We start from the raw sequence: 19,784 nt of genomic DNA, 5'->3' as shown, positions 1-19,784 counted from the left end.
AACCTGGCTGTACGAACGAGTCACTCCGGGAGAGGGTCGATCAGCACCGTCGCCGTCCCGTCGAGGACGATTTCGTCAGCGTCGTTTTCGATGCGCGTCGTGAGTCGATACCGGTCGCCTTCGAGTTCGTCGACGATCTTGCATAGAGCCGTCAGTGATTCGCCGATGTCGACCGGGCGTCGGAACTCGAGATTCTGCGAGATGTAGATCGTGAGGCCGGGGAAACACGCGAGGGCGGCGCTGATGAGTCCGGAGACGAGTGTCCCGTGGACGATCCGGTGGCCAAACCTCGTCTTCTCAGCGAACGCGTCGTTGAGGTGGAGGGCGTTCGTGTCGCTGGTCGCCTCGGCGAATTTCCGGACGTCGTCGTCCGTGATCTCCTTCGAGAAGCGAACGCTGTCGCCCTCCTGGAGCGACGTGGGATCTTTGATTTCGATATCGAACTCGCCCTTTGCACGGCCGTATGGCAGTCGTGGGAGAACGGTTCCACTCGCCTCGATGAGGTGCGGGTGGGGGGTCTCGACGTACTTCTTGGGGGCACCTTCGAATAGTTCGAGGCAGTCCGTCGAACAGAAGTAGAATGACTCGTCCTCGTAGTCGGTGTTCGCTTCTGTGGCGTCCATCAGAATTTCCATCCCGCATACGGGATCAACTGGCATGGGTACAATCGGAGGGTTTCGTGCAGGATCGTGGTTCACTGCCTGGTGGCTGGGGCTGATCGCTGTCTAAAAAATAACGTAGCGGCGAAGCATCAACGTATGCGTGACTCCCCGCTCACAGGGCCCCCTCAAAATGAGTATCGCAGTATACGGTTTATTCGTATAGCGCATTTTATCGCCAGATTTTCCGTGGGTTACGCAGACTCTCTCGGTCAGCCGAACCCACAAACTAATAACGAATCCGACCAAAACGCTGAACAACTCGAATATGCCACTCTTAGAATCGCCATACTGGGCCGCGATCAGGCTTCTATCGAGGTTTTGCACCAATCCAGTTTCAGACAGTCGAGCCCCTCAGAGACCACTACAATGAGTCAATCGGACGCCGAACAGGAGAGCGAGACCGACGCTGAGCGAGTGCCATCATTCGAGGGAGTCCGATGGACCTCGTATTCGCTCGAGGACTTCACGGACCTGTACTGGGACGAGATTGCCCCCTGCCTCGAAACAGAGGGTATCGATCCAACGAGCGAGAAACCAACCCACCAGTGGTTTCGAGACCACGATGCACGGGCGTTCCTCGCCGCTCTCCGTCGCCATCACGACCGCTCGTTTGGAGAGTTCTGGAACGAGGATCTCGAGCTCGGGGACAATGAAGAAGGCTACACATGGGCAACATCGAATGATGCAACAATCGACGCCCTCGAACAGTTCCTCAACCGGCGAAAATCACGGTACAGTCTGGCGTCGTCTTCTGTCGACGCGCTGCGAACGCGACTGAACCTCTACGTACGTGCCTACCAGGAGGCGAACGGGATGGACGACCTCCTCACACCGATTCAACGGGACCGAGAGAATCCAGCTTACGAAGCCGTTGACGCGGTCTATGCAGCATTTGACTGGTTGAATGAGGGAGCAGAACGGGAATACAGTGCCCAGACTCTCCAGCGGGTGCGGCGCGTCGTCGACGCGTGGTATCAGCATCTGGTCGGGCGGCGGGTCGCCTCGATGAATCCTGCCAGCGGCCTATACGACGAATTCAAGTGGGAAGTCGAAGATTCCCCGACTCCTTCGCTTTCAGCGAATCATATTCGGAAACTGATGCAGGCATCGGGAACGACGCGAGAAGAGCTGCTCGTGGTAGCATTAGCTGGCTGGGGACTTCGAGCAAGTGAGGTCGCAGCACTCCATATCTCGCAGTTCCAGCGTGACGTTCACGAAGACGACGTCCCCTTCATCACGTTCGAGAACCGCAAGAACGGGCCCGGCGAAGTATCACTTTTGTACGGAATGGACGTGCTTGACTCCCGAATCGACGAGCTAGCGGAAGACGATACGTGGACTGGATACCTGTTCCCCTCCTCACAGGGAGAAACACCGTACGCGACCCGCGATACAATCCGGAATTGGTTCCAAAATCTTGCGTTGGAAGCAGATCTCCCCAAGCGGATTGGGGGTGAACGACCAAGTCCACAGCTCTGTCGCCGATTCTGGTACGATACCTATACAGCAGTCCTCGAAGGCGTTCTCGAAGGTGTCGACGAAATCGCTGCAGAGCAGGGTAGTAGTGATCCTCGGGTGGTGATGCAAAATTACCTGTCTGACTCGCGTTCTCGTCGAGTCCGACGAGAGTTCATGCGAGACCAACTTAACGCAGCCTTCGGAGAGAGAACGTAACATCAATCGCCATCTGTCAAGTCATCCCAATTGTCTTTCTTCGGTTGATAATTAACTCAATGAATCACTGAGTCACAGATTCCATGAAGTATTGAATGCCGGGAGCAGGAGATCAAAGAGTCCATGATTCACTGAGTTGCTTAGCGTCATGGAGGGCATGGAGTCCCTGACTCATAGATTCATTGAGTCACTGAATCAGTGAGTACCTGAAGTATTGAATTGAGGACTCAGGAACACGAGACTCGCATCACGAAATCATTGAATCAGTGAAGTACTGATTTCGTGACTCATTGAGTCACTGATTCCAAGATGGCACTCAAAAAGAGGGGAATTGCGCCCCTCATCCTATCAAACGACGATATTCGGCAGAATCGCATTGAGAGAGATACAACTGAGTGTCTGACATGGATTTATGAGTCATTGATTCAATGATCGAACCATGGCTGAGACACCTCGTGGATGGGGCGTCACCCCATCGACTGGCATCCCCACGATCGCCTTCGGCAACCAAAAAGGCGGGACAGGAAAAACAACGGCGACGATCAACAGTGCCGCGGCGCTGGCCACTCGCGACCACGATGTTCTTGCAATCGATATGGACCCACAAGCCGACATGACGAAAGGGCTTGGACTTGGTCCAGGCGACGACAACGATCCATCAAGCCCGAAGAACGAACTCCCCAACACACTAGTCACCGATGACGAGAACCTGCTCGACGTACTCGTCGACAATCCGCGCACGCACGATACTAGTCTTTCAGAAATCGTGATCGAAGCCGACGAGTACGACCATCTGAACTTCGATCTGATTCCCAGTCACAAGGACATGGGCCTTGCTCGAGATTGGATGGACGATGCGAATGCCCGCCTCTCACTGAAACTCGCCCTCGAAGAGATGGTTGACGACGGATACAACTACGATTTTATCGTAGTCGATTGCCCTCCCGACCTCTCAGTCCTGACGGACGCGGCCTTCATCGCGGCTCAAAACGTCTTCCTGGCTGCACAGACCCAAGCAACATCACGGGATGCACTTGACGACCTATGGGACCAGCTGGAGTCCATCGAGGACAACCAGCAGATCGAGATTGCAATCGTCGGACTCCTGGCGAATATGTACCGGGACGACGGTCAGTCACAGAAATTCCTCAACTCCTTCGACGAGTCCTTCGCGTCGATGGCACCGATTTTCAAACTCCCGATGCGAGTAGCGATCCAGCGTGCGTGGGACAACGGACGAGATATTTTCGGGTGGGAAGACGCGAACGACCAGCAAGTAGAGCGCGACCTCTTTCTGGAGGTTGCGGAGACGATGGAACGAGCGTTCGACAAAACGCAGGTGGAGGCGTAAGAATGCCCCGGGGAATGGACGAGCGGTTCGAGGACCCCTCCGACGAGGTGGAAGAGGAAGACGCGGTCGCAGATGGTGAGACCACAGAGACGCCGGAGGAATCAGAAGAACAGAGTAGCGATACTGCGGCGGCAACCGAAGATCGGTCAGCTCAGCAGAGAACCGCATCCACGACCGATACTGATTTGTCTACCAGTGAAGCAGGAGAGACAGATGACGAACCGCTGAACATCCGCGAAGATTGGGATTCAGCCACGATATACGTTGAACCGGAGCAAAGCGAGGACATCGAGATAACGTTCACTCGCCTGAAAAAGCAACTCAAACGCGAGGACATCACGCTGGAGAAAAATAAGCACTTCTACCGCGGGGTTTTCGAGGTGGCGTTCGGCGAGCACCAGGAAGAAACGAAGGAGAAGATTCGCGAGCTCGCCAAGCAAGACGTCGATCAGTGAATCACTGATTCACTGAATCGCAAAGGTTGTGAGGTTGTCCAGGCAGCGATAAGGGGTTCCCAGTATCGACCCTCCTCCCCCTTTTGAAGACAATATATCGTCACTCACTATATTATCCAGCATTGGCGAGGGAGGTCAGATCGAGCCCCATCGATGGTCCGTACTTGAATGATACCCTTAGCAAAGTCTGTGTAGTCGCGAGTCGCAGTAGTCTGTATGCCCTACTGCCCGAATTGCGGAGACCGAGTCAAAGATATTCATCACTACTGTGGATCATGTGGTCAGGCGCTTTCTGAGACTGCAGAGTCAGAGAAGGATCCTCCGATGGCCGTCGATCGTGAGGGGTTCCTCTCGTTGCGCTCACTCTCGTACGTCAACAACCTACTGAACGGAGAGGAAGAGCTAGACAGAGACTCAGTGTCGTACACACATTATCGCGAGAAGTGAGTGCCGCCTTCGCAGATTTCGCCCGTCTGGCGATAGTGAAGGAGTTAGATCTGCTTCAGCTCTGGGCAGCTGGTTCCAGCTCCGCCGCGTTGGACACGCCAGTTGAAGACATGAATAGTAACCAGTTCCGCGACTGGCTGGCTGCCATCGGCCTTTCTCGTACGCTACGGATGTACGACGAATCTCTCCACACAGAGTTCGAGGACGACTTCAACGAGCGACTTCAGAAGCTACTCGAAATTGCCGAGGAGGAACTCGAAAGTGAGGAATAATCCCATCGGATGATAGCCTATATTAGAGGTAGGCCTTCGACAAAGTCGTTCACTGATTGTAGAAATCGTTCCTGTTGTCTCTCCGCCCTTCTGAGGGCGTCTTCCTGCATCTGATCAATCTCCTGATCAAGCTCCCAGAGCATATAGTCGACCTCACTGCTAGCAACATGGGCAACGATCTCCTCCACATCATTCTGAACCCATTGCTTCGTTTCCTCTTCATCCAAGACGACGTCCACCGTCTGCGCGTCAGAGACGACAAGTGTACTCACCTCCTCAACAGTGCGGTCGATGGCAAAACCTGACCCTTCAGCGAAGGCTACTCTGATTCCCCAGTGGATCTGACTCAATACCCAGGCATACGCCTCCCAGCCTATAGAGCGTCCAACAACGTTGATGAGCTGCCGATTCACCCAGCCAGTAGCGCCAAATGCGACCCGGTACGAAGCTCCAACGCCGGTAATGAGAAGAACGACTTCGACCGCTGTTAGAGCGACGCACTTGAAGAAGTTCACATATGCGCTTTCAGCGACCCCCTCACCACGCTCAATAGTTTGGTGAATCGAACAACCAGCGTCAAGGACACTCTTGATACTTCCAATCAGCGGGATGTATTTCGTGATGGTCCGTGCCCCTTCGACGAACCTCTCCAGATCGTCAGCTACGGCATCAGCAAAGACGTCAAGCTTGCTAACGAAGTAGACGATATCATGGAGATATTCAAGAAGCCAGTTGTACGCCTCCGGATTCTGTTCGAGGTTCGCCATGCTAATTTGTTCTAGCTGGCTCAAAAATCCAGATTCTTCAGAGACGTCTTCCTCGTCGTGATCAGCTAGCTTTCCATATGCGTAGCAAACGAAATCGACGGCCTCCCCGACCTCATCCTCGAGATCTTCCCTGTCCCAGTCGTCGTTGAAGAAGTCTACGACAGCAACCCCAAACTCATCAATAAACTCGTGAGGACGGCTCGCAACAGAGACAGCGGGAAATCCAGCGGTTGCAGCGGTAATTGATGCGGCTGATTTGAGGTACGTTCTTCGATTCATTTGTCGGTAGCTTGTTTGGTTAGCTAGGTCTGGTGTGAACTACACAGCAGCACCCGAGAACAGATCATGGATAAAATTCCCAAACCATGCGACCACTCCGAGATAAAGAGATAGCCCAATCAGAACGACGAATACCGCGAGAAAAGCAAGCATTAGACGCCAGTTATCGGGTTTCGAACTCCTCGATCGGCCTCGTCGACGCATTCTATATCAAGAACTGACCGAAAATTCGTTTGAGGTCAGAGCTATCGTTGAATCCCCCTTCTTGAAATTCGGATTCAGTTAGAATTCGCTCTTCGGGTGTCGAACCAGAGCCGCCTCCACCCCAACGAGAGGAAAGTGCCTGTCGAAGAATCCCACCGACGATGGCGAGGAACAGCTCAATCGTGACGACAAAGGCAGCAGTGGCGAGAGTGTACATTACCGCCGCTTCAAGGTGTGTTGCACTCATATTCGCCATCGACGTCTTCTCGTAGATGAGCAGGAGTTCGACCCCTGCAAAGAAGGCAGCTACCAGGGTCAGCACGCTCCATGCGAGCAACGTCATGCGTTCCTGAATCGAACAGCGAACCGCTGCGCCGAGCGTGCCGAGCGCACCGACCACGAGTAGTGACGTGGTGAGCGGATCGAATCCCATTGCAGGGAGGAGTCGCCAGTATCCGATCGTCACGAACAGCACACCAACTGCGAAGATTGCGTGTCGTGGGGCGAGGTCGTGATTCCATTTGAGCCAATCGGGGACTGCGAGCATACATTCAGTATACAAGACAAACCTAATAAAATATTCGGGTAAGAACATCCCAAAGTTAGAATTGAGTGACTAGCGTAAGTCAAAAGTCGTTAAGTTAACCAACAAGAAGTGCTACAGCGTCGAATGTTGGTTAATCGAGGCAGGAGGGAAAACTGTCGGCCGTTTTTCCAGCAGTACGACGGCCTTCAGAGAGGTCAGAGTCATTTACGGTCTCTAAAATCTCTCATAGTTCGCAGTCAGTTGTATCGCCAACAAGAAGAGCAGCTGTTCAATCGCGTCGACGAGTAGCCTGTTAGCCAACTCCGGTCCGGCGAGTAAGTCCTGATAGGTAGGTACCACGGCAAACATCTCTACAATATCTTGCTGCCTGTGCGAAGTGAGATCTCGACCAGGGCGTAAACCTCGACAATCAGCTTATCATATCGCACACGGGGAGGCCGGCTCCGAAAGGTTAGTCTCGGACTCGAATTGAATGCAGAGCAGTAACTCCTTTGTGGAATTTGGGGACCGACGACAGAGTATAAATACCCATCTTGCGTCCTGATGACTATGTCCAGACAGGTCTCTGATTATTTGTCTGAAATAAACGATCACATCTTCCTCCCAGGGCTCCAGCGAGAGTTTGTCTGGAACCCGGGCCAAATCGAGGAACTGTTCGATTCACTAATTCGAGACTATCCGATTGGGGCCGTCACTGAGTGGCGAGTTCGTGCGGCCAATATCAGTGACTACAACTCGTACAATTTTCTGCAGATGTATGTCGCCGACGACTACCGGCCGCCGGATCCAGTTTTGGCGGAATACGACCTCTACAATCAAGAGGTGGAGGACAAAGAACCAGAGATATTGATTATTGACGGTCAACAGCGGTTGAATTCACTCTATATCGGTGTGGAGGGTGGGATTGCAGTATACAACGAAGGACGGGGGCAACCTAGCGACCAGCTTCAGTATTGGGAAGGACGACGGCTGTGTGTGGACCTATTCGGTCATCCGGAGTACGACCGCGATGACACGGCAGGCGACTACCAGTTCGAGTTCAAATCAACGGGGAAGTTCGGAGGAACTGACGAGACCGGCTATTCTATGACTGGCGATACGCGGCACCTCTGGATGCCGGTCGGAGAGTTATGGAACGGAGATGATGAGGGTGCAAGCGGGAACTCCACAGTACTGGAGGGGAGAGCGCTGAGCGACGTCGTCGATGGATACGTTGACACCGCCGAGTTGAGGGCGGATAACGAAACCCGATATCAACTACGCAGTATTTCGATGGCCGTCGCGAGAGATATCACGAGCAACGTTCTACAGGACGATCTCGAAACCGACAGCACGAGCAAAGACAGAGCCGAAATTCCGGAAATATTCACTCGGCTGAACATGGAGGGTTCTGATCCGAAGCCCTACCAGCTCCTTCTCTCAAAGCTAATGAGTTATTGGCCGTACGCGGAAGAGGAGAGCGATCGAATCAATCCAAGGGAGGTGATCCAAGATTGGATTGACGAATTTAAACAGAAGTTCCCTCAGTACGAGCAGGAAATCGATAGGAAACTGTTCCTCCGGTATACAGCATATTTGGTGGGAACAGATCTTCTCCGTAGCAATCTTAGCAGTATCGATGAAGACAAAATGGACGAAATACGCAAGCGGTGGCTGTATAATGAGCCCGTCGTCGCCGGTCGGCGCTTCGAGTGGTTTCGGACATCGCTTGAGAAGGCTTTCCAGACAGTAATCGAGAGCGGGATTCGGAGCTCGGTGATGAACACGATGCCGATCTTCGCACTACTTGGCGTGTTTTATTACCAGAATCCGGATGCTGAGGTCTCTGACGCGAACCGCGAGAGTGTTTTCCAGTTCGTCGCAAGAGCCCTTTTGCTGAACAAGTACTACCAGGTTCTGACCTACGGCAAGTGCCGCAACTGGATGCGATACCTTCGCGAATGGGAACCAGAACCCAACGAGCCCATCGTGTTTCCAGGGGAGGAGCTATTTGAATCGGAGAACATCAGCCCCTCCGCTGAAGACATCCGTCGAGTCGTAGCCAACGCTCGTTACGAGAGCAGCCCGGGAGAACCTGTATTTACCGACACGGATGTCACGGCAGTACTCGGGCTCATTGAGGAATCGTATACGCAATCGATGTCTGCCAGTATTGGCGATTACTCGGTTGACCACATCTACCCGAAAAGCAGGGAAGAGACTGTATCTGAATCTATTGGAGAGACTGTTGATCTTGATCGAATCGGGAATCTACAGCTGTTGCCACACGAGATGAACGAAGAGATCAAAAGCGACCAGTGGCCCCACGACTGGTTGGATGATCTCGGCAACGCCGAGGCTGAGCGTATCCAACGGGTAAATCAGTACCCCGATGTCGAACCTACGCCGGAGAACGCACAGGTGTTTATCCAGGCTCGCGAAGAGCAGATCACCGACTACCTGATTGACAAGTACGTCAAGTGAATAATCACTCGATCCCGAAATGTGAGGATTCGTACGAGATTCCAATTGAGTTGTCGTCCATCACAACGGTTCGCTCCAACAGGGCGGCGATTTGGTTCATATCCCTTCCTGGCTGTTCTGCTACCTCTGTCGAGTTTGAGGCTGTACCGAAGTCAGTCTAGTCAAGTGCCCCATGATGCCAAGCATGAAATGAGAGTGCACCGTCACAAAGTCTATGACATTGTTCGAGGGATGGCAATCAAGCGCTGATCACGCCAAACTCAGTACTCTAGGGAAGGACCTGAGCACTCAGCTTCGCCGATGAGCATGGATGTGTCCGAACGGGATGAAACCTACCCCGCACCGAGTGCTCTCAAGACCATCTTCAAGAAGCATCATTGTTACTACGAGAGCCAACGCGGAGAGAGCGCTCGGGTACAACATGGCGACGAACAGGGCGTTCGTCGTGCACACGCTGGCCGTGTCGTCTTCGAACTGCTCCAGAATGCGCTCGACAGAGCGGATGCAGAAATCACCGTTAACGTCGTCGAGACGCCGACCTCAGCCAGCTCCTATGCACTCGTCGTCACGAACGACGGACTTCCTATCTCAGTCGACCCCGAGTTCGATTACCGTGACCCACCGGAAGAGGCCCACCGACCAGACTTCAATGCGCTCTGCTCGGTCCACCTGTCGAACAAATCACCCGACGAGAGCGTCGGGAACAAGGGAGTCGGGTTCCGATCGGTCTTCTGGTTGAACGACTGGGTTCGTGTCTGGAGCCGACACGAGGATGGCTGGTGGGGAATGGAACTCCACTCGCACTTGGACGACGAGATTTGGAGCGAGCGCCTCGACTACCCCGACGTACGGCGGGGTCACGAGAGGTTCCTCGAGACAACTGATCCCACCTACTCGGACATCGGTACACGCCCGAGCTATCACTTCCCGCTCCCGCTAATGAGCGAGGGACGACCGTCACCGATACCCGACGGAGAGGTCACCACCGCCGTCGTAGTCCCGATTCCCACGGAGCGGATGGACGAGGTCTCGAAGATGATGGAGAACCTCAACGAGAGCCATCTCCACTTCGCCGGGCTGCTCGAACACAGCCGCGGACTAACCGTGAGAGCCGAGACGTCGGACCGCTGTTTCGAGCGTCGAACCTGGCCGACCGACGGAACGTGGAGCGAGGATTCCGGGCGGTCGATGGCGTACTGGAGATCGGAGCGTCACTCGTCGACATCGCTCGCAGAGGAAGCTGCAGAAGCCGACTACGACCTCTCGAACCCCGGTGCTGCAATCAGCTGGCCTGGGTCAGATGCTAGAGATGTCGAGGGGCAGCTCTACGGCTACCTCCCGACGGAACTGGATGCACCGTTCGGAGTCGATTTCAATGGCGATTTCCTCCTGCAGCCAGATCGCAAAGGACTGACCGTCGAGGACGATAGCGTCGGTCGGTACAACCAAGCGCTCCTCGAGGCTGGAGCCGAGCTCCATCTCCTCGAACTCCTCGAGGAGGTTGGGGCCCCACTGAGTACCGTCGAGTGGACGAGAATCGACCCCGAAGACGTCGACCGCGTCGAGGGACAAGATAACGATACCATCCGCCGCGACTTCTGGTCACTCCTCGACCCTGGGGCAAGCGGAATCCCTGCTCGGAGAATCGAAGAGCACCTCGCAGCACTCCTCTTCGGCGACGATATGAAGGCCCAGGAGTCATACGAGCTCTGGGCGGAGCTAGCCGACCAGTACTTCCAAACCCAGGACAGCGTCCAGACCGACGAATGCGATCGATTCTGGCGGGTGTCCAGGGCGTGGTTGGACCATCACTGCGGAAAGGGCTGCGGGACGGTGACGCTCGGAAAGTACGCCGATGCCCTGTGCGACGCACTCCGCGAGCGAGAGACACCGATCATCCCGGTCGAGAGCGAGGATGAAGAATCGGTTCGGGTCCCGCTCCCGACGACCCAATCGGGCCGTGAGGTCTGGGAGACCGAGAAGAGCGATCGGGTCCTGTTCGTCAGGGACGACGAAGACGACCGTCCGCTTCCCCTCCCCACCAGTTTGCGAGAAGCAGGTTGTTCTGTGACGACATTCGAGTTCCCCTCGTTGTTCGTCGGCGGCGATAGCTCGTCGCTCGGAGAACGGTCGTTCAATCCTGTGCAGTTGCTCTCCGAGATCCGCCAGCTTCGGAACTCCCCTGCCCGTTTCAATCACCAGCCATTGGCGGAGGATGCCGACCGAGCAGCGACCCTCCAGCGCGAACTAATCGGATACGCGGCGGAGCTGTTCCTCTACGAACGCTACCAGACCGACCCGTTCGGAGAGAGCGACGGATACGGGATGGGGTGGCGATTCCTATCCGGAGACTCAAGCGGTACCGAACAACGGGCGGGCCGATCGATTGCGACACTCCATTTACCCGTCGAGGGTACACTATGGGCGCCCGCCCGTCAACTCACCATCGACCAGGTCGACATCGACAGACTCGGCGACCTCCCGCCATCCCTCGATGTCGAATCATTCCTGCTGTTCCTAGGTTGTGGGCCGGAACCTCCCGAGGGAGGCATCCCACTGACCCTCATCGAAGGTGGACAAGACGCCATCGTCGATGCGCGAGCCATCCCGCCGACCATCGTCCCCGCGGAGACACGGCCCAGCGCCCCGACGATGCCACAGCTCTCGGACGGGTCGTTCGACGATGACCGCCCGTCCGATGCGTGGTTGGTCTCGATTGCAGACGCCTGGGACGTCTGGTTGTCTGACCTCATCGAGCAGGAGATCACCGAACGAAGAGATGAGGAAGATTCGTCGAGGGCGTCGACGAATCTGGTCCCACCGCTCGCCAAACGACCATGGTTCCCCGTCCAGAGCGGCTCCGAATCGACGGAGGACCCGACCGGACACGCGGAACCTCCACGATACCTCTCTGATGCCCCTGCCGGGGTCGCTCCCCGTGACGTGGTCGTGCTCCCAACGCGCTCGTACGGGCGAAAGCGCGTCCTGTGGAGTGTCGACCAGGGGTCGGAGTACAAAGAGATCCTGACGACGCTCGGGGCGCTCGATGGAATATCCGAGGGAACCCTCGAGAAGCAAGATGCGGCCCCCGCACGCAGACTCGCCGACCGTCTCCAAAACCTCGACTTGACCAGTGTCGAGGTCGACTCCTCCGCTCGCGATGCACTCATCGGGCTGTACGAGCGAGTCCTCCAGGCCATCGTCTCCAACGATTCGGCTGAATCAAGGACCGATCCCCTACCGTTGTTGACGTATAATCCCGCAGAGACGTCCACAGGGCTGCACGAACGTCCCCTCGAATGGCGACAACTTTCTGACGAGCCCGCCTACATCATCACGAACTCCGACGACCGCGATCAGATGCGTCGGATCTTCCACTCAGTCCCCCTCGTCACCGCGGTACTACCGAGCCAGTCCGTCAACGACTCGTCGCCGTTGCAATCCCGCCTCCTCACCGTCAACCGTCACGTCCGATTTGACGAAACCGACGGGGATACCGACGATAGGGCCACCGAGAAACAGGAGGCGATTGAGCGATTGCTCCCACGTCTCTTGGCGCTGAGCGAGGCCGTCAGACGTCTCGATATAGACGACGACATCATCGACAGATGGCACAATGGTCGGTTCCAGCAGGTCGAAGACGCATGGGTGGAGTACACTCTCTCCGCGGACAGACGGGAGCTTGACTCCGAGGAACGATACAGAGGCGAGGATAGCTATGCGTTCTTCGTGGACACAGACGCCCCCACCATCGTGTTCGATGGTGCTCTGGGCGAGCCATCACACGACCTGACACCGTTCGGTGAGGCCCTCGCGGACCTCCTGTTCGAAGATCAACGTCAGGTCGGTATCCTCTTCGAGCGGGCCCTGACTGAGTACGACCATGATGGTGTCGACCGTCTCGACCGATTCGTCGATCGGAAAGATGCCGGACCTCTCGTGAGTCAGTACGCCCAGCTGCTCTACCCGCTAGACGAGGCCGCTAAACGAAATCTGTTCGATGCGACCAGAGATGTGCTGGGGGAGTTCGATCTCACACTCGACCCCTCTATCGAATCTCCCACCCAGCTGTCCTCGCTCGGACCATCGGATATCGGGATGGGCGAGTGTTCCGACGATGTGCGCGATGTAGAAATCAACCAACGGTTCAAGGAGCTCGACCTCACCGAGGAACAAGATCGATTCAGGCCCCGATTCTCATGCTCCCACGAGCATCGCCTCCGGTGGCAGCGCTGGTTCGACGATCAACAACCACGACTGGTGTCGTATCTGGTCAATCTCGTCTCGTCGAACGGGGTAGAGGATGCAGACGAAGAGACCGTCAAGCAGTCCCTCGAAAAGTTCATCGACTCCGCCGTCCATCGACTCACGTTCGACCAATCTCGGGCGGTCGTCCGCTGGCTATCCAACGCGGATTACACCGCTTCGATTCCAGCCTCGAAGATTCCCGATCCGGAGGTCCTGAGCGACGAAATTCGGCGTTTCTCGCCACGCTACAAACCAATCTCGAAGATCGAAGACGCGAGCGATGCAGGATGGACTCGAGATGGGCCAGAGGGTCTGGATAGCCATCCGAACGATAACGGAACGTTCGACCGACAGGAGATGGCGCGGAAGCACAAGGCTCAGAAGATAGTCGGTGACGAGGCAGAAGTGGCGCTGCTGGACTGCGTCCGTGACGAAACCCTCTCCGCATTAGAAAACGCCGATAGCCCAGAGTCCTTCGAGGCGGCCAGAGAGGCCCTTCTCTCACCGTTCCCCGAAGGAGCCACCCGGTCGTCGGTCCGTGAGGCATGGAACAAATGGCGAGCGACTGACGATGACTCAGCACTGGCCCGGGGATTACACATCTCTCGTGTATGGGATGGCGCTGGGTTCGATCTCGTTGGACTCGCACATGACGACAGCGGGTTCCGACCAGTCAGATATGAGGCGAAGGCGCTCTCCGGTGGTCCCGTGAGTAATGTCCATCTCAGTGCGAACCAGATCTCGGTCTATCGCCGTGTGTGCCTACAATCCAATCCCGAAGAGGCGTGGCGGTATCGGGGCGACTGGCGACTCGTCGGGGTGCTCCCGGACGAATCGGCCATCAATCTGAACGGTCACCTCGACGAACTCCCAGCACTCCTCGACGAGCTCGACGTCCAGGGGTTCACACACGACGGCATTGTCCTCCGGATCAATCGACGTTCGGATGACCGATCATCGGCCTTCCAAGGCTGAGGTGTCAAGCGTCGCTGGTACCCATTCGACCGTATCATTCGATTATATGGAATCCAAAGGGGGACCTACGACGCCTCGTACTACGAGGCCCATCTCGTCAGAGCTGTCGAGAGTGTGCTGTCACCGCTCGGATGGAACCGAACAGATATTCGATGAAGACTCGCCAAGACAAGAGAGGTAAAGCTAGTAGAGTTCATAGCGACCCAGAATGGATGATTTGCCATGAGATGTCGATAGCGGACCTCTATCGAATTATTCCAGTTTCCAAGAGTGGGTCGGCGATGGTACCTTGCCCGAAGGACAGGTATCACCAGAGGTGAGCAAAAACAGAAGTGGGCGACAGGGTCAATCCCATTCACACTCCGGGGGGTCTTGCTGAAGCGGAGCACCCCCCGGAGTGTGAATGGGGGGGGGGAATCAATCACACCGAGGGTGGATAACCTATATGTGAATGGGGCGAATTGGTCCGTCCATGCCAAACAACGATTCCACGCAAACAACCGTCGACGAGATCTTAAACGTCGATGAAGGAGATAGCGAAGACGGATCGGACATTTTTGAGAAACCGTGGTTGCTCGAGATCGATAACGTTCCTGACGCCAATCGGATCGTCGGTCGGGACGGTCACATCACGTTCTTGGCGAAGAATCTCCGGAAAATGCGGACAAATAGCGTCCCGGATAACGTCCTGGAGTGGGGTGAAACCGGGACGGGGAAGACGCTAGTTGCCAGACACGTCTGTGAGCGACTCGAGGCAGCAACTGAAGGGACGGAGTCCCCGATCGTTACTGCGTACATTAATCCGGATCCCATCTCCACGTATACCTCCACCTTCCGAAAGATCGCAGAGCAGGTGAACGCGAAAGCAGAAAACCCGCTCGACGTCCCCTATCAGGGCCTCTCAGCAGAACATTATCGGGATCAGAAGTTGTGGCCCGTTGTTCAGAGGGAGTTCTCTGGCGGTCTCGTCGTCATTATCGATGAGATCGACAAGCATGGAGAAGTCAACGAAGTACTCTACACGCTTTCACGGGCACAGTCAAAAGACGACGTTGACTTCCCAGTCGTTACAATCGGAATTTCGAACGACATCGAATTCAAAGGAGAAATCGAGTCACGGGTTCAATCGACTCTCCAGCCAGAACACCGAACGTTCACACCGTACGAAGAAGATCAGCTTATCGCAATCCTCGAAAATCGACGAGACGCATTTTACGACGGTGTCCTCGATGACGAAGTGATTCCAACAACAGCTGAACTCGCAGCTGAAGAACACGGTGACGCTCGACGCGCAGTCCGATTGTTCCGGAATGCAGGCGAGATCGCTGACGAAGAAGGCGACGACGTCGTGACAGCGGAGCACGTTTTCGAAGCTGACGAACTCGTTGAAGTTGAGCTCTTTATGGAGATGGTGAAAGGGACTCCGTTGTCCGGTAAATTACTCCTGTTTGCTCTCACACGTCTTGACCGGAATAACCCGGAGAAAGAATGGTTCCGGACGTCAGAGATTCACGAGGTCTACCAAACAGTAGCACGGGATGTCGAAGTCGAGCCCAAGGGGTACAATCGCGCGCTTGAGCTTCTGAACAAACACGTGACGACAGGCGTTCTGGAATCCAAAAAGAAGGAAGGCGGAGATCAGGGTAAGTTCAGATCGTATTCGCTCCAAGGAGACGTCGAGAGTACACGAACTGGACTGATCAACTCAACGCCGGAACTCCAGACGTTGATGGGATGGTGACACCCCCACCCCTCGGTGTGAATGGTCCCCCATAGGCTACGACGGTTGTAGAGACAGAGCTGGACTCGAGCTGTAGAAGCTGTCTCGTTCGTCTGAAGAACCTATTACGGCACGAAGAGCGGCTTACACGTTCTGCCATGGTAACTGACCTGGTCCGCTACGACACCGCACCGCAGTTTTAGTTATCTTTATTATACTACAGTCTAAACAGCCCTCCGAGTAGACGTATTCTGAAAGGCGAGGCCTTGTGCCGAAGCCGAAGCTTCGACACTGAGGCGAGAACCCTCTCTACGGCGTGAGGGCTTCTGTTGTTAAGGACTTCTTAATCGCGGTACCCTGGGTGGTGGACCATTCACACTGAGGGGTGTGGGGGTAGACGAGGCGTAATCTATCCACGTGTTGCTCTGCCTTCTCTCGGCGTGAAGTCTCGTTAGAGAGTGGCGGTTGATAGCCCATTCACACCGAGGGGTGTGGGTGAACCGATCCCATTCACACTCTGGGGGGTGTCATCTGCTACGCTAGGAATCGTGCTGTAACAAACTTCAGGCTACATTCAATCTCGTCTACTCGTCGGGATTCACCGGCCCTTTGTACTTCGACGTCACCGAATCTCCTTCCCGCCACTGCCAGTAGTAGTAGCGGTTGTCGTTGATCTCCTTGATTGTGATCGTCGCCTTCGCCGGAACGTCATCAGGAAGATCCTCTGGTCGCTCTTCGACCTCCTTATCCTCCTCGTTCTCAGCTAGTCGTGCCTCCCGCTCGCGATGCTCAGCAAGCTCCTCTGCGAATCGAGCGACTTGTCGGAGTACCTCCGGGGATTGCTCATCCAGCTTCGAAGCGATGTCTGCTGGGACTTTTCGAGGTGGGTCTGGTGGAGAATAGGACATTGGACAGGTTCTGTTAACCAACGTTGTTGGGCAATATCTTAGAATTGTTGGTTAATTTTCTCGTCTACTCAACGAGACTTCCTCGATAACCGCCACCGTGGCTTCGAGCTTCTGCCGACGGTCCTCGCGTTCTTCGATCTCTTGGTCCAGCTCGCGAATCTCCGTTGCAAGTTGTTCGACCACGTCCGTCGTTTCCGGGAGACGGCCATCTGGACGAGGGGCGTTCCCTCCCCGAATTTCGAGATCGGCTCGTCGTAGATGCTTACACCCACCGCTTGGATTCCGCTTTTTGAAATCTGGACACGTACACGTCTCACTCGCGATGTCGACCTCGTAGATGTTCCCTGACGCCGATCGCACCTCGTAGATTCCTCCCTTCTGGAGTAGCGAGACGTCCATCTCTTCGTTTCGAGCTCGCTTTGTGCGAGGCTCGAGTTCCTCCTGAGACGGGTCTTCGCCAATGGTGGGTTGTTGGATCGCTTCAGTAGGTGGCGAAGCTGCAGGAGTCGATGTTACAACTCCACCATCAGGAGAGTACACTCGCTCTTCGTGTTCTGTTTCATCTTCGCTCCGTGTCTCGACGTCGTCAGTTCGTTCGGTCATGATTTCGGCTGAATCGACGTGACGAGTTCGCGCACGCCGTCGCCCTTCGATGGCGTGAAAAACCGTTTTCAACGCATCCGGAACTTCACTCGATTAGTTTCGACTGTTACGAGTTCCAGAAGTTGTCTGAATCGTTACTCCACGAGTGACCCAATGATCTCCTGAGCAGTCGAACTGATTCGACCGAGGCGCTCTTGAATTGCTTCTGAGTCATCGCCCTGCCACGCAGCGAGATAGAATGCAGATCCGCTCGTGTCAAGTCCGAAACACCGACCGACAATGTACGCGACGGCTTCTGCTTCGACCTCGCGCTTTGCCCGTTCGGGTTCATCTTCGATATCGAAGTGGAGCAACGCGTGGGCGTACTCATGGATCAGCGTGACAGCGAGATCTGCTTGGTTCGATCGGGCTATCGCTTCGACGACTGGCTGGAGGTCGTGTAGGCTCCGGTACTTACAGACTCCCTTCGCGTCGCCATAGTCCCAGTCGTCAGCATCGACAATGCGTACCGTCACACCGAGTTCGTCAGCTGCTCTTTTGAGCGCTGGCACCAGGTCGTCGGCGTCGCCCATCGCTGCCGTCTCCAGTTCGGGAAGCGGTTCTCCGTCGGTCTGGGACACGTCGAAGACTGGTGCTGGTTTGAACCCGACGAGGCCTTTTGACCACTCATCCGTCGACGTCTCGTTGTACTCACAGCCGATTTTCTCGTGGTAGCTGGGCGAATTCTCACACTCGGGACATCGCTTGGTGATGATCGGGGCCCAGATCCAGATGGCCTGTTCGCCTTCCTGGACGTGCCGATCGAAGTCGTTTCGCCACGTGTTGTAGCCCGCGACCTTCGTTGCCTCTGGATACTGGAGTTTGATGAGGAGCGTATTTCGGTGCGAATAGTCGTGGAAGCGACTCTGGACATCTAACCACTCCTGGAACTCCTCACTTGCTTGTGCATCGTCGACGCGGTCGACGAGGTCGTCGATCCACTCTTCGATGGTACTGTGCATCTCGTCGTGTCGGGTGTCGGTCTCCTCGAACGAGACCGACGAATCACTACTCGTAGCCATGGTTTTCAGGACTTAAATTATCGCAACTGCGCCGATTCAGAACGCGCCGCACCCCTTCGGGGCGCAAAAGACAGCTCGCTGCTCAGGCTGGCGGGAAGTAGACGCTTTGTTCGCCGGCTAGCTCTTCGAGCTGGTTCTGCTGCCGATGCGTGAAGTAGCAGTCGTAGCTACAGTATCCACAGATCTCTCCCGTATCGTACTCTGCTACGAAGGGACCTCGTTCAGTCGTCCAAATGTTCACATCGCACTCAGTACACGCTGCACTCTCGATATCACTCGGTGACGGGCCGCGATACTCGAACTCGACGCTGTCTTTCTGAGTTGTCGATTCGGGCCATATACCTCGTGCCTGCCAGAATTCTCGAACCTTCGCGAGACTGCACCGAACGGTTTTTCGGATCGTCATGTGCTCGGCGTCGCGACCGCTGTCGTCCCACCCACTAGCTGTCCAGAACTCGCCGAACTGTGCGCCACGGTGAAGCCCATTCCAGTCGAGACCGACGATATCTGCGGGTGGGTCTCCAGTCAGCGTGGGACGGGTGAGCTGCTTAATGACGTCCAGTTGTTTTGGCGGACTTCCTCCAAGTATGTGGACACGACGACCACGCCAATCGCTCGGCTCTGAGAACTCGTGAGCGAGTCGGTCGGCGTACCCCCGGGAGTACCCGACGACGAGGCCATCAGGGATCGCGTGAACCGCGCCACGGCATTTGGGGACGATGACGAGGTTCGATTCTGGGTAGCTTCCTTTGATCTCGCGAGCAGCAGCGACGTATCGGTCCACCTCGTCGATTCCGTAGGCATCACCAATCACCCCGACCTGGGGTTCGTGCTCGAAAAAGCGCTCGACGTACCGATCAAGGTCTGGATTTCTAAAATCGTTATCGAGCATCCCGACTGGCAACTCTAACGCTTTGAACTGCTGCTGTTGGTAGGTACAGTCCTCCCGAAAGCCTGTAAGAAAGCCGAGTCGTCGCGCGTCATATGCGAACGGAACTCGATGGAGGAACGCCACGTGGTCTGCCTGCCGAGCAGCTGCAATTTTGCTGGCTGCGTTGCTGGTCGTCCTCGCTGTGAGTGCCATAATGAATCAACGCGGGAACTCTCCCCGCGCCCCTCCTGGGGGAGAAAAACTGCTCCCGGCGGCT

At 55.6% G+C, this 19,784-nt stretch carries 15 protein-coding genes; 8 read left to right on the top strand and 7 right to left on the bottom strand.

Annotated elements, in window-relative coordinates; all coding sequences use genetic code 11:
- Nucleotides 1–20: 20 nt before the first annotated feature.
- Complete coding sequence (locus NGM10_RS17320) at nt 21–659, bottom strand: MaoC/PaaZ C-terminal domain-containing protein (RefSeq protein ID WP_438267178.1); 639 nt, start codon at nt 657–659, stop codon at nt 21–23.
- Nucleotides 660–1,028: 369 nt separating this feature from the next.
- Here NGM10_RS17320 and NGM10_RS17315 point away from each other — a divergent pair, with 369 nt between their 5' ends.
- From NGM10_RS17315 to NGM10_RS17300, 5 genes are all read left to right on the top strand, one after another.
- Nucleotides 1,029–2,336 (top strand): tyrosine-type recombinase/integrase, encoded by a 1,308-nt coding sequence (locus NGM10_RS17315; protein WP_253484922.1) that lies wholly within the window; start codon nt 1,029–1,031, stop codon nt 2,334–2,336.
- Between the two features lie 439 nt (nt 2,337–2,775).
- Nucleotides 2,776–3,687, top strand: a complete 912-nt coding sequence (locus tag NGM10_RS17310; protein ID WP_253484920.1) for a ParA family protein — start codon at nt 2,776–2,778, stop codon at nt 3,685–3,687.
- Nucleotides 3,688–3,701: 14 nt separating this feature from the next.
- Nucleotides 3,702–4,142, top strand: a complete 441-nt coding sequence (locus NGM10_RS17305) for a DUF8160 family protein (RefSeq protein ID WP_253485021.1) — start codon at nt 3,702–3,704, stop codon at nt 4,140–4,142.
- 216 nt (nt 4,143–4,358) lie between these two features.
- A complete protein-coding gene (locus NGM10_RS18325; RefSeq protein ID WP_368408681.1) occupies nt 4,359–4,589 on the top strand; it encodes a zinc-ribbon domain-containing protein in 231 nt (76 codons plus the stop codon).
- Nucleotides 4,586–4,861: a hypothetical protein gene (locus tag NGM10_RS17300; protein WP_253484918.1), complete on the top strand. Its 276-nt coding sequence runs from the start codon at nt 4,586–4,588 to the stop codon at nt 4,859–4,861. The genes NGM10_RS18325 and NGM10_RS17300 overlap by 4 nt, the downstream gene beginning before the upstream one ends.
- Nucleotides 4,862–4,878: 17 nt before the next feature.
- Here NGM10_RS17300 and NGM10_RS17295 read toward each other — a convergent pair whose 3' ends face one another.
- On the bottom strand, nt 4,879–5,907 hold the full coding sequence (locus NGM10_RS17295; RefSeq protein ID WP_253484915.1) for a hypothetical protein: 1,029 nt from the start codon (nt 5,905–5,907) through the stop codon (nt 4,879–4,881).
- A 205-nt stretch (nt 5,908–6,112) separates the two neighbouring features.
- Complete coding sequence (locus tag NGM10_RS17290) at nt 6,113–6,658, bottom strand: hypothetical protein (RefSeq protein WP_253484913.1); 546 nt, start codon at nt 6,656–6,658, stop codon at nt 6,113–6,115.
- A 549-nt stretch (nt 6,659–7,207) separates the two neighbouring features.
- Here NGM10_RS17290 and NGM10_RS17285 point away from each other — a divergent pair.
- The 3 genes from NGM10_RS17285 (at nt 7,208) to NGM10_RS17275 (ending at nt 16,085) form a co-directional block, all read left to right on the top strand.
- The gene (locus NGM10_RS17285; RefSeq protein WP_253484909.1) at nt 7,208–9,121 is read left to right on the top strand and encodes a DUF262 domain-containing protein; all 1,914 of its coding nucleotides are present in this window, start codon (nt 7,208–7,210) and stop codon (nt 9,119–9,121) included.
- Between the two features lie 300 nt (nt 9,122–9,421).
- Nucleotides 9,422–14,344, top strand: a complete 4,923-nt coding sequence (locus NGM10_RS17280) for a hypothetical protein (protein ID WP_253484906.1) — start codon at nt 9,422–9,424, stop codon at nt 14,342–14,344.
- 472 nt (nt 14,345–14,816) lie between these two features.
- Nucleotides 14,817–16,085, top strand: a complete 1,269-nt coding sequence (locus NGM10_RS17275; RefSeq protein WP_253484903.1) for an orc1/cdc6 family replication initiation protein — start codon at nt 14,817–14,819, stop codon at nt 16,083–16,085.
- 563 nt (nt 16,086–16,648) lie between these two features.
- Here the strand turns inward: NGM10_RS17275 and NGM10_RS17270 are convergent.
- The 4 genes from NGM10_RS17270 to NGM10_RS17255 all read right to left on the bottom strand — a co-directional run bounded on the left by NGM10_RS17270 (nt 16,649) and on the right by NGM10_RS17255 (nt 19,720).
- Nucleotides 16,649–16,972: a DUF6788 family protein gene (locus tag NGM10_RS17270; RefSeq protein ID WP_253484900.1), complete on the bottom strand. Its 324-nt coding sequence runs from the start codon at nt 16,970–16,972 to the stop codon at nt 16,649–16,651.
- A 51-nt stretch (nt 16,973–17,023) separates the two neighbouring features.
- Nucleotides 17,024–17,575: a hypothetical protein gene (locus NGM10_RS17265; RefSeq protein ID WP_253484898.1), complete on the bottom strand. Its 552-nt coding sequence runs from the start codon at nt 17,573–17,575 to the stop codon at nt 17,024–17,026.
- A gap of 134 nt (nt 17,576–17,709) precedes the next feature.
- Nucleotides 17,710–18,636: a M78 family metallopeptidase domain-containing protein gene (locus tag NGM10_RS17260; RefSeq protein ID WP_253484896.1), complete on the bottom strand. Its 927-nt coding sequence runs from the start codon at nt 18,634–18,636 to the stop codon at nt 17,710–17,712.
- A gap of 82 nt (nt 18,637–18,718) precedes the next feature.
- A complete protein-coding gene (locus NGM10_RS17255) occupies nt 18,719–19,720 on the bottom strand; it encodes a DUF6610 family protein (protein WP_253484892.1) in 1,002 nt (333 codons plus the stop codon).
- Nucleotides 19,721–19,784: the final 64 nt, after the last annotated feature.

This window comes from Halorussus salilacus (assembly GCF_024138125.1).
GTDB lineage: Archaea > Halobacteriota > Halobacteria > Halobacteriales > Haladaptataceae > Halorussus > Halorussus salilacus.
This window is presented reverse-complemented; position numbering and strand designations above follow the sequence as displayed.

Coding starts and splice junctions, on each gene's coding strand:
- NGM10_RS17295 (WP_253484915.1), bottom strand. CDS start 5,907: ATGAATCGAAGAACGTACCTCAAATCAGCCGCATCAATTACCGCTGCA.
- NGM10_RS17265 (WP_253484898.1), bottom strand. CDS start 17,575: ATGACCGAACGAACTGACGACGTCGAGACACGGAGCGAAGATGAAACA.
- NGM10_RS17320 (WP_438267178.1), bottom strand. CDS start 659: ATGCCAGTTGATCCCGTATGCGGGATGGAAATTCTGATGGACGCCACA.
- NGM10_RS18325 (WP_368408681.1), top strand. CDS start 4,359: ATGCCCTACTGCCCGAATTGCGGAGACCGAGTCAAAGATATTCATCAC.
- NGM10_RS17275 (WP_253484903.1), top strand. CDS start 14,817: ATGCCAAACAACGATTCCACGCAAACAACCGTCGACGAGATCTTAAAC.
- NGM10_RS17315 (WP_253484922.1), top strand. CDS start 1,029: ATGAGTCAATCGGACGCCGAACAGGAGAGCGAGACCGACGCTGAGCGA.
- NGM10_RS17255 (WP_253484892.1), bottom strand. CDS start 19,720: ATGGCACTCACAGCGAGGACGACCAGCAACGCAGCCAGCAAAATTGCA.
- NGM10_RS17285 (WP_253484909.1), top strand. CDS start 7,208: ATGTCCAGACAGGTCTCTGATTATTTGTCTGAAATAAACGATCACATC.
- NGM10_RS17260 (WP_253484896.1), bottom strand. CDS start 18,636: ATGGCTACGAGTAGTGATTCGTCGGTCTCGTTCGAGGAGACCGACACC.
- NGM10_RS17290 (WP_253484913.1), bottom strand. CDS start 6,658: ATGCTCGCAGTCCCCGATTGGCTCAAATGGAATCACGACCTCGCCCCA.
- NGM10_RS17305 (WP_253485021.1), top strand. CDS start 3,702: ATGGACGAGCGGTTCGAGGACCCCTCCGACGAGGTGGAAGAGGAAGAC.
- NGM10_RS17280 (WP_253484906.1), top strand. CDS start 9,422: ATGAGCATGGATGTGTCCGAACGGGATGAAACCTACCCCGCACCGAGT.
- NGM10_RS17270 (WP_253484900.1), bottom strand. CDS start 16,972: ATGTCCTATTCTCCACCAGACCCACCTCGAAAAGTCCCAGCAGACATC.
- NGM10_RS17310 (WP_253484920.1), top strand. CDS start 2,776: ATGGCTGAGACACCTCGTGGATGGGGCGTCACCCCATCGACTGGCATC.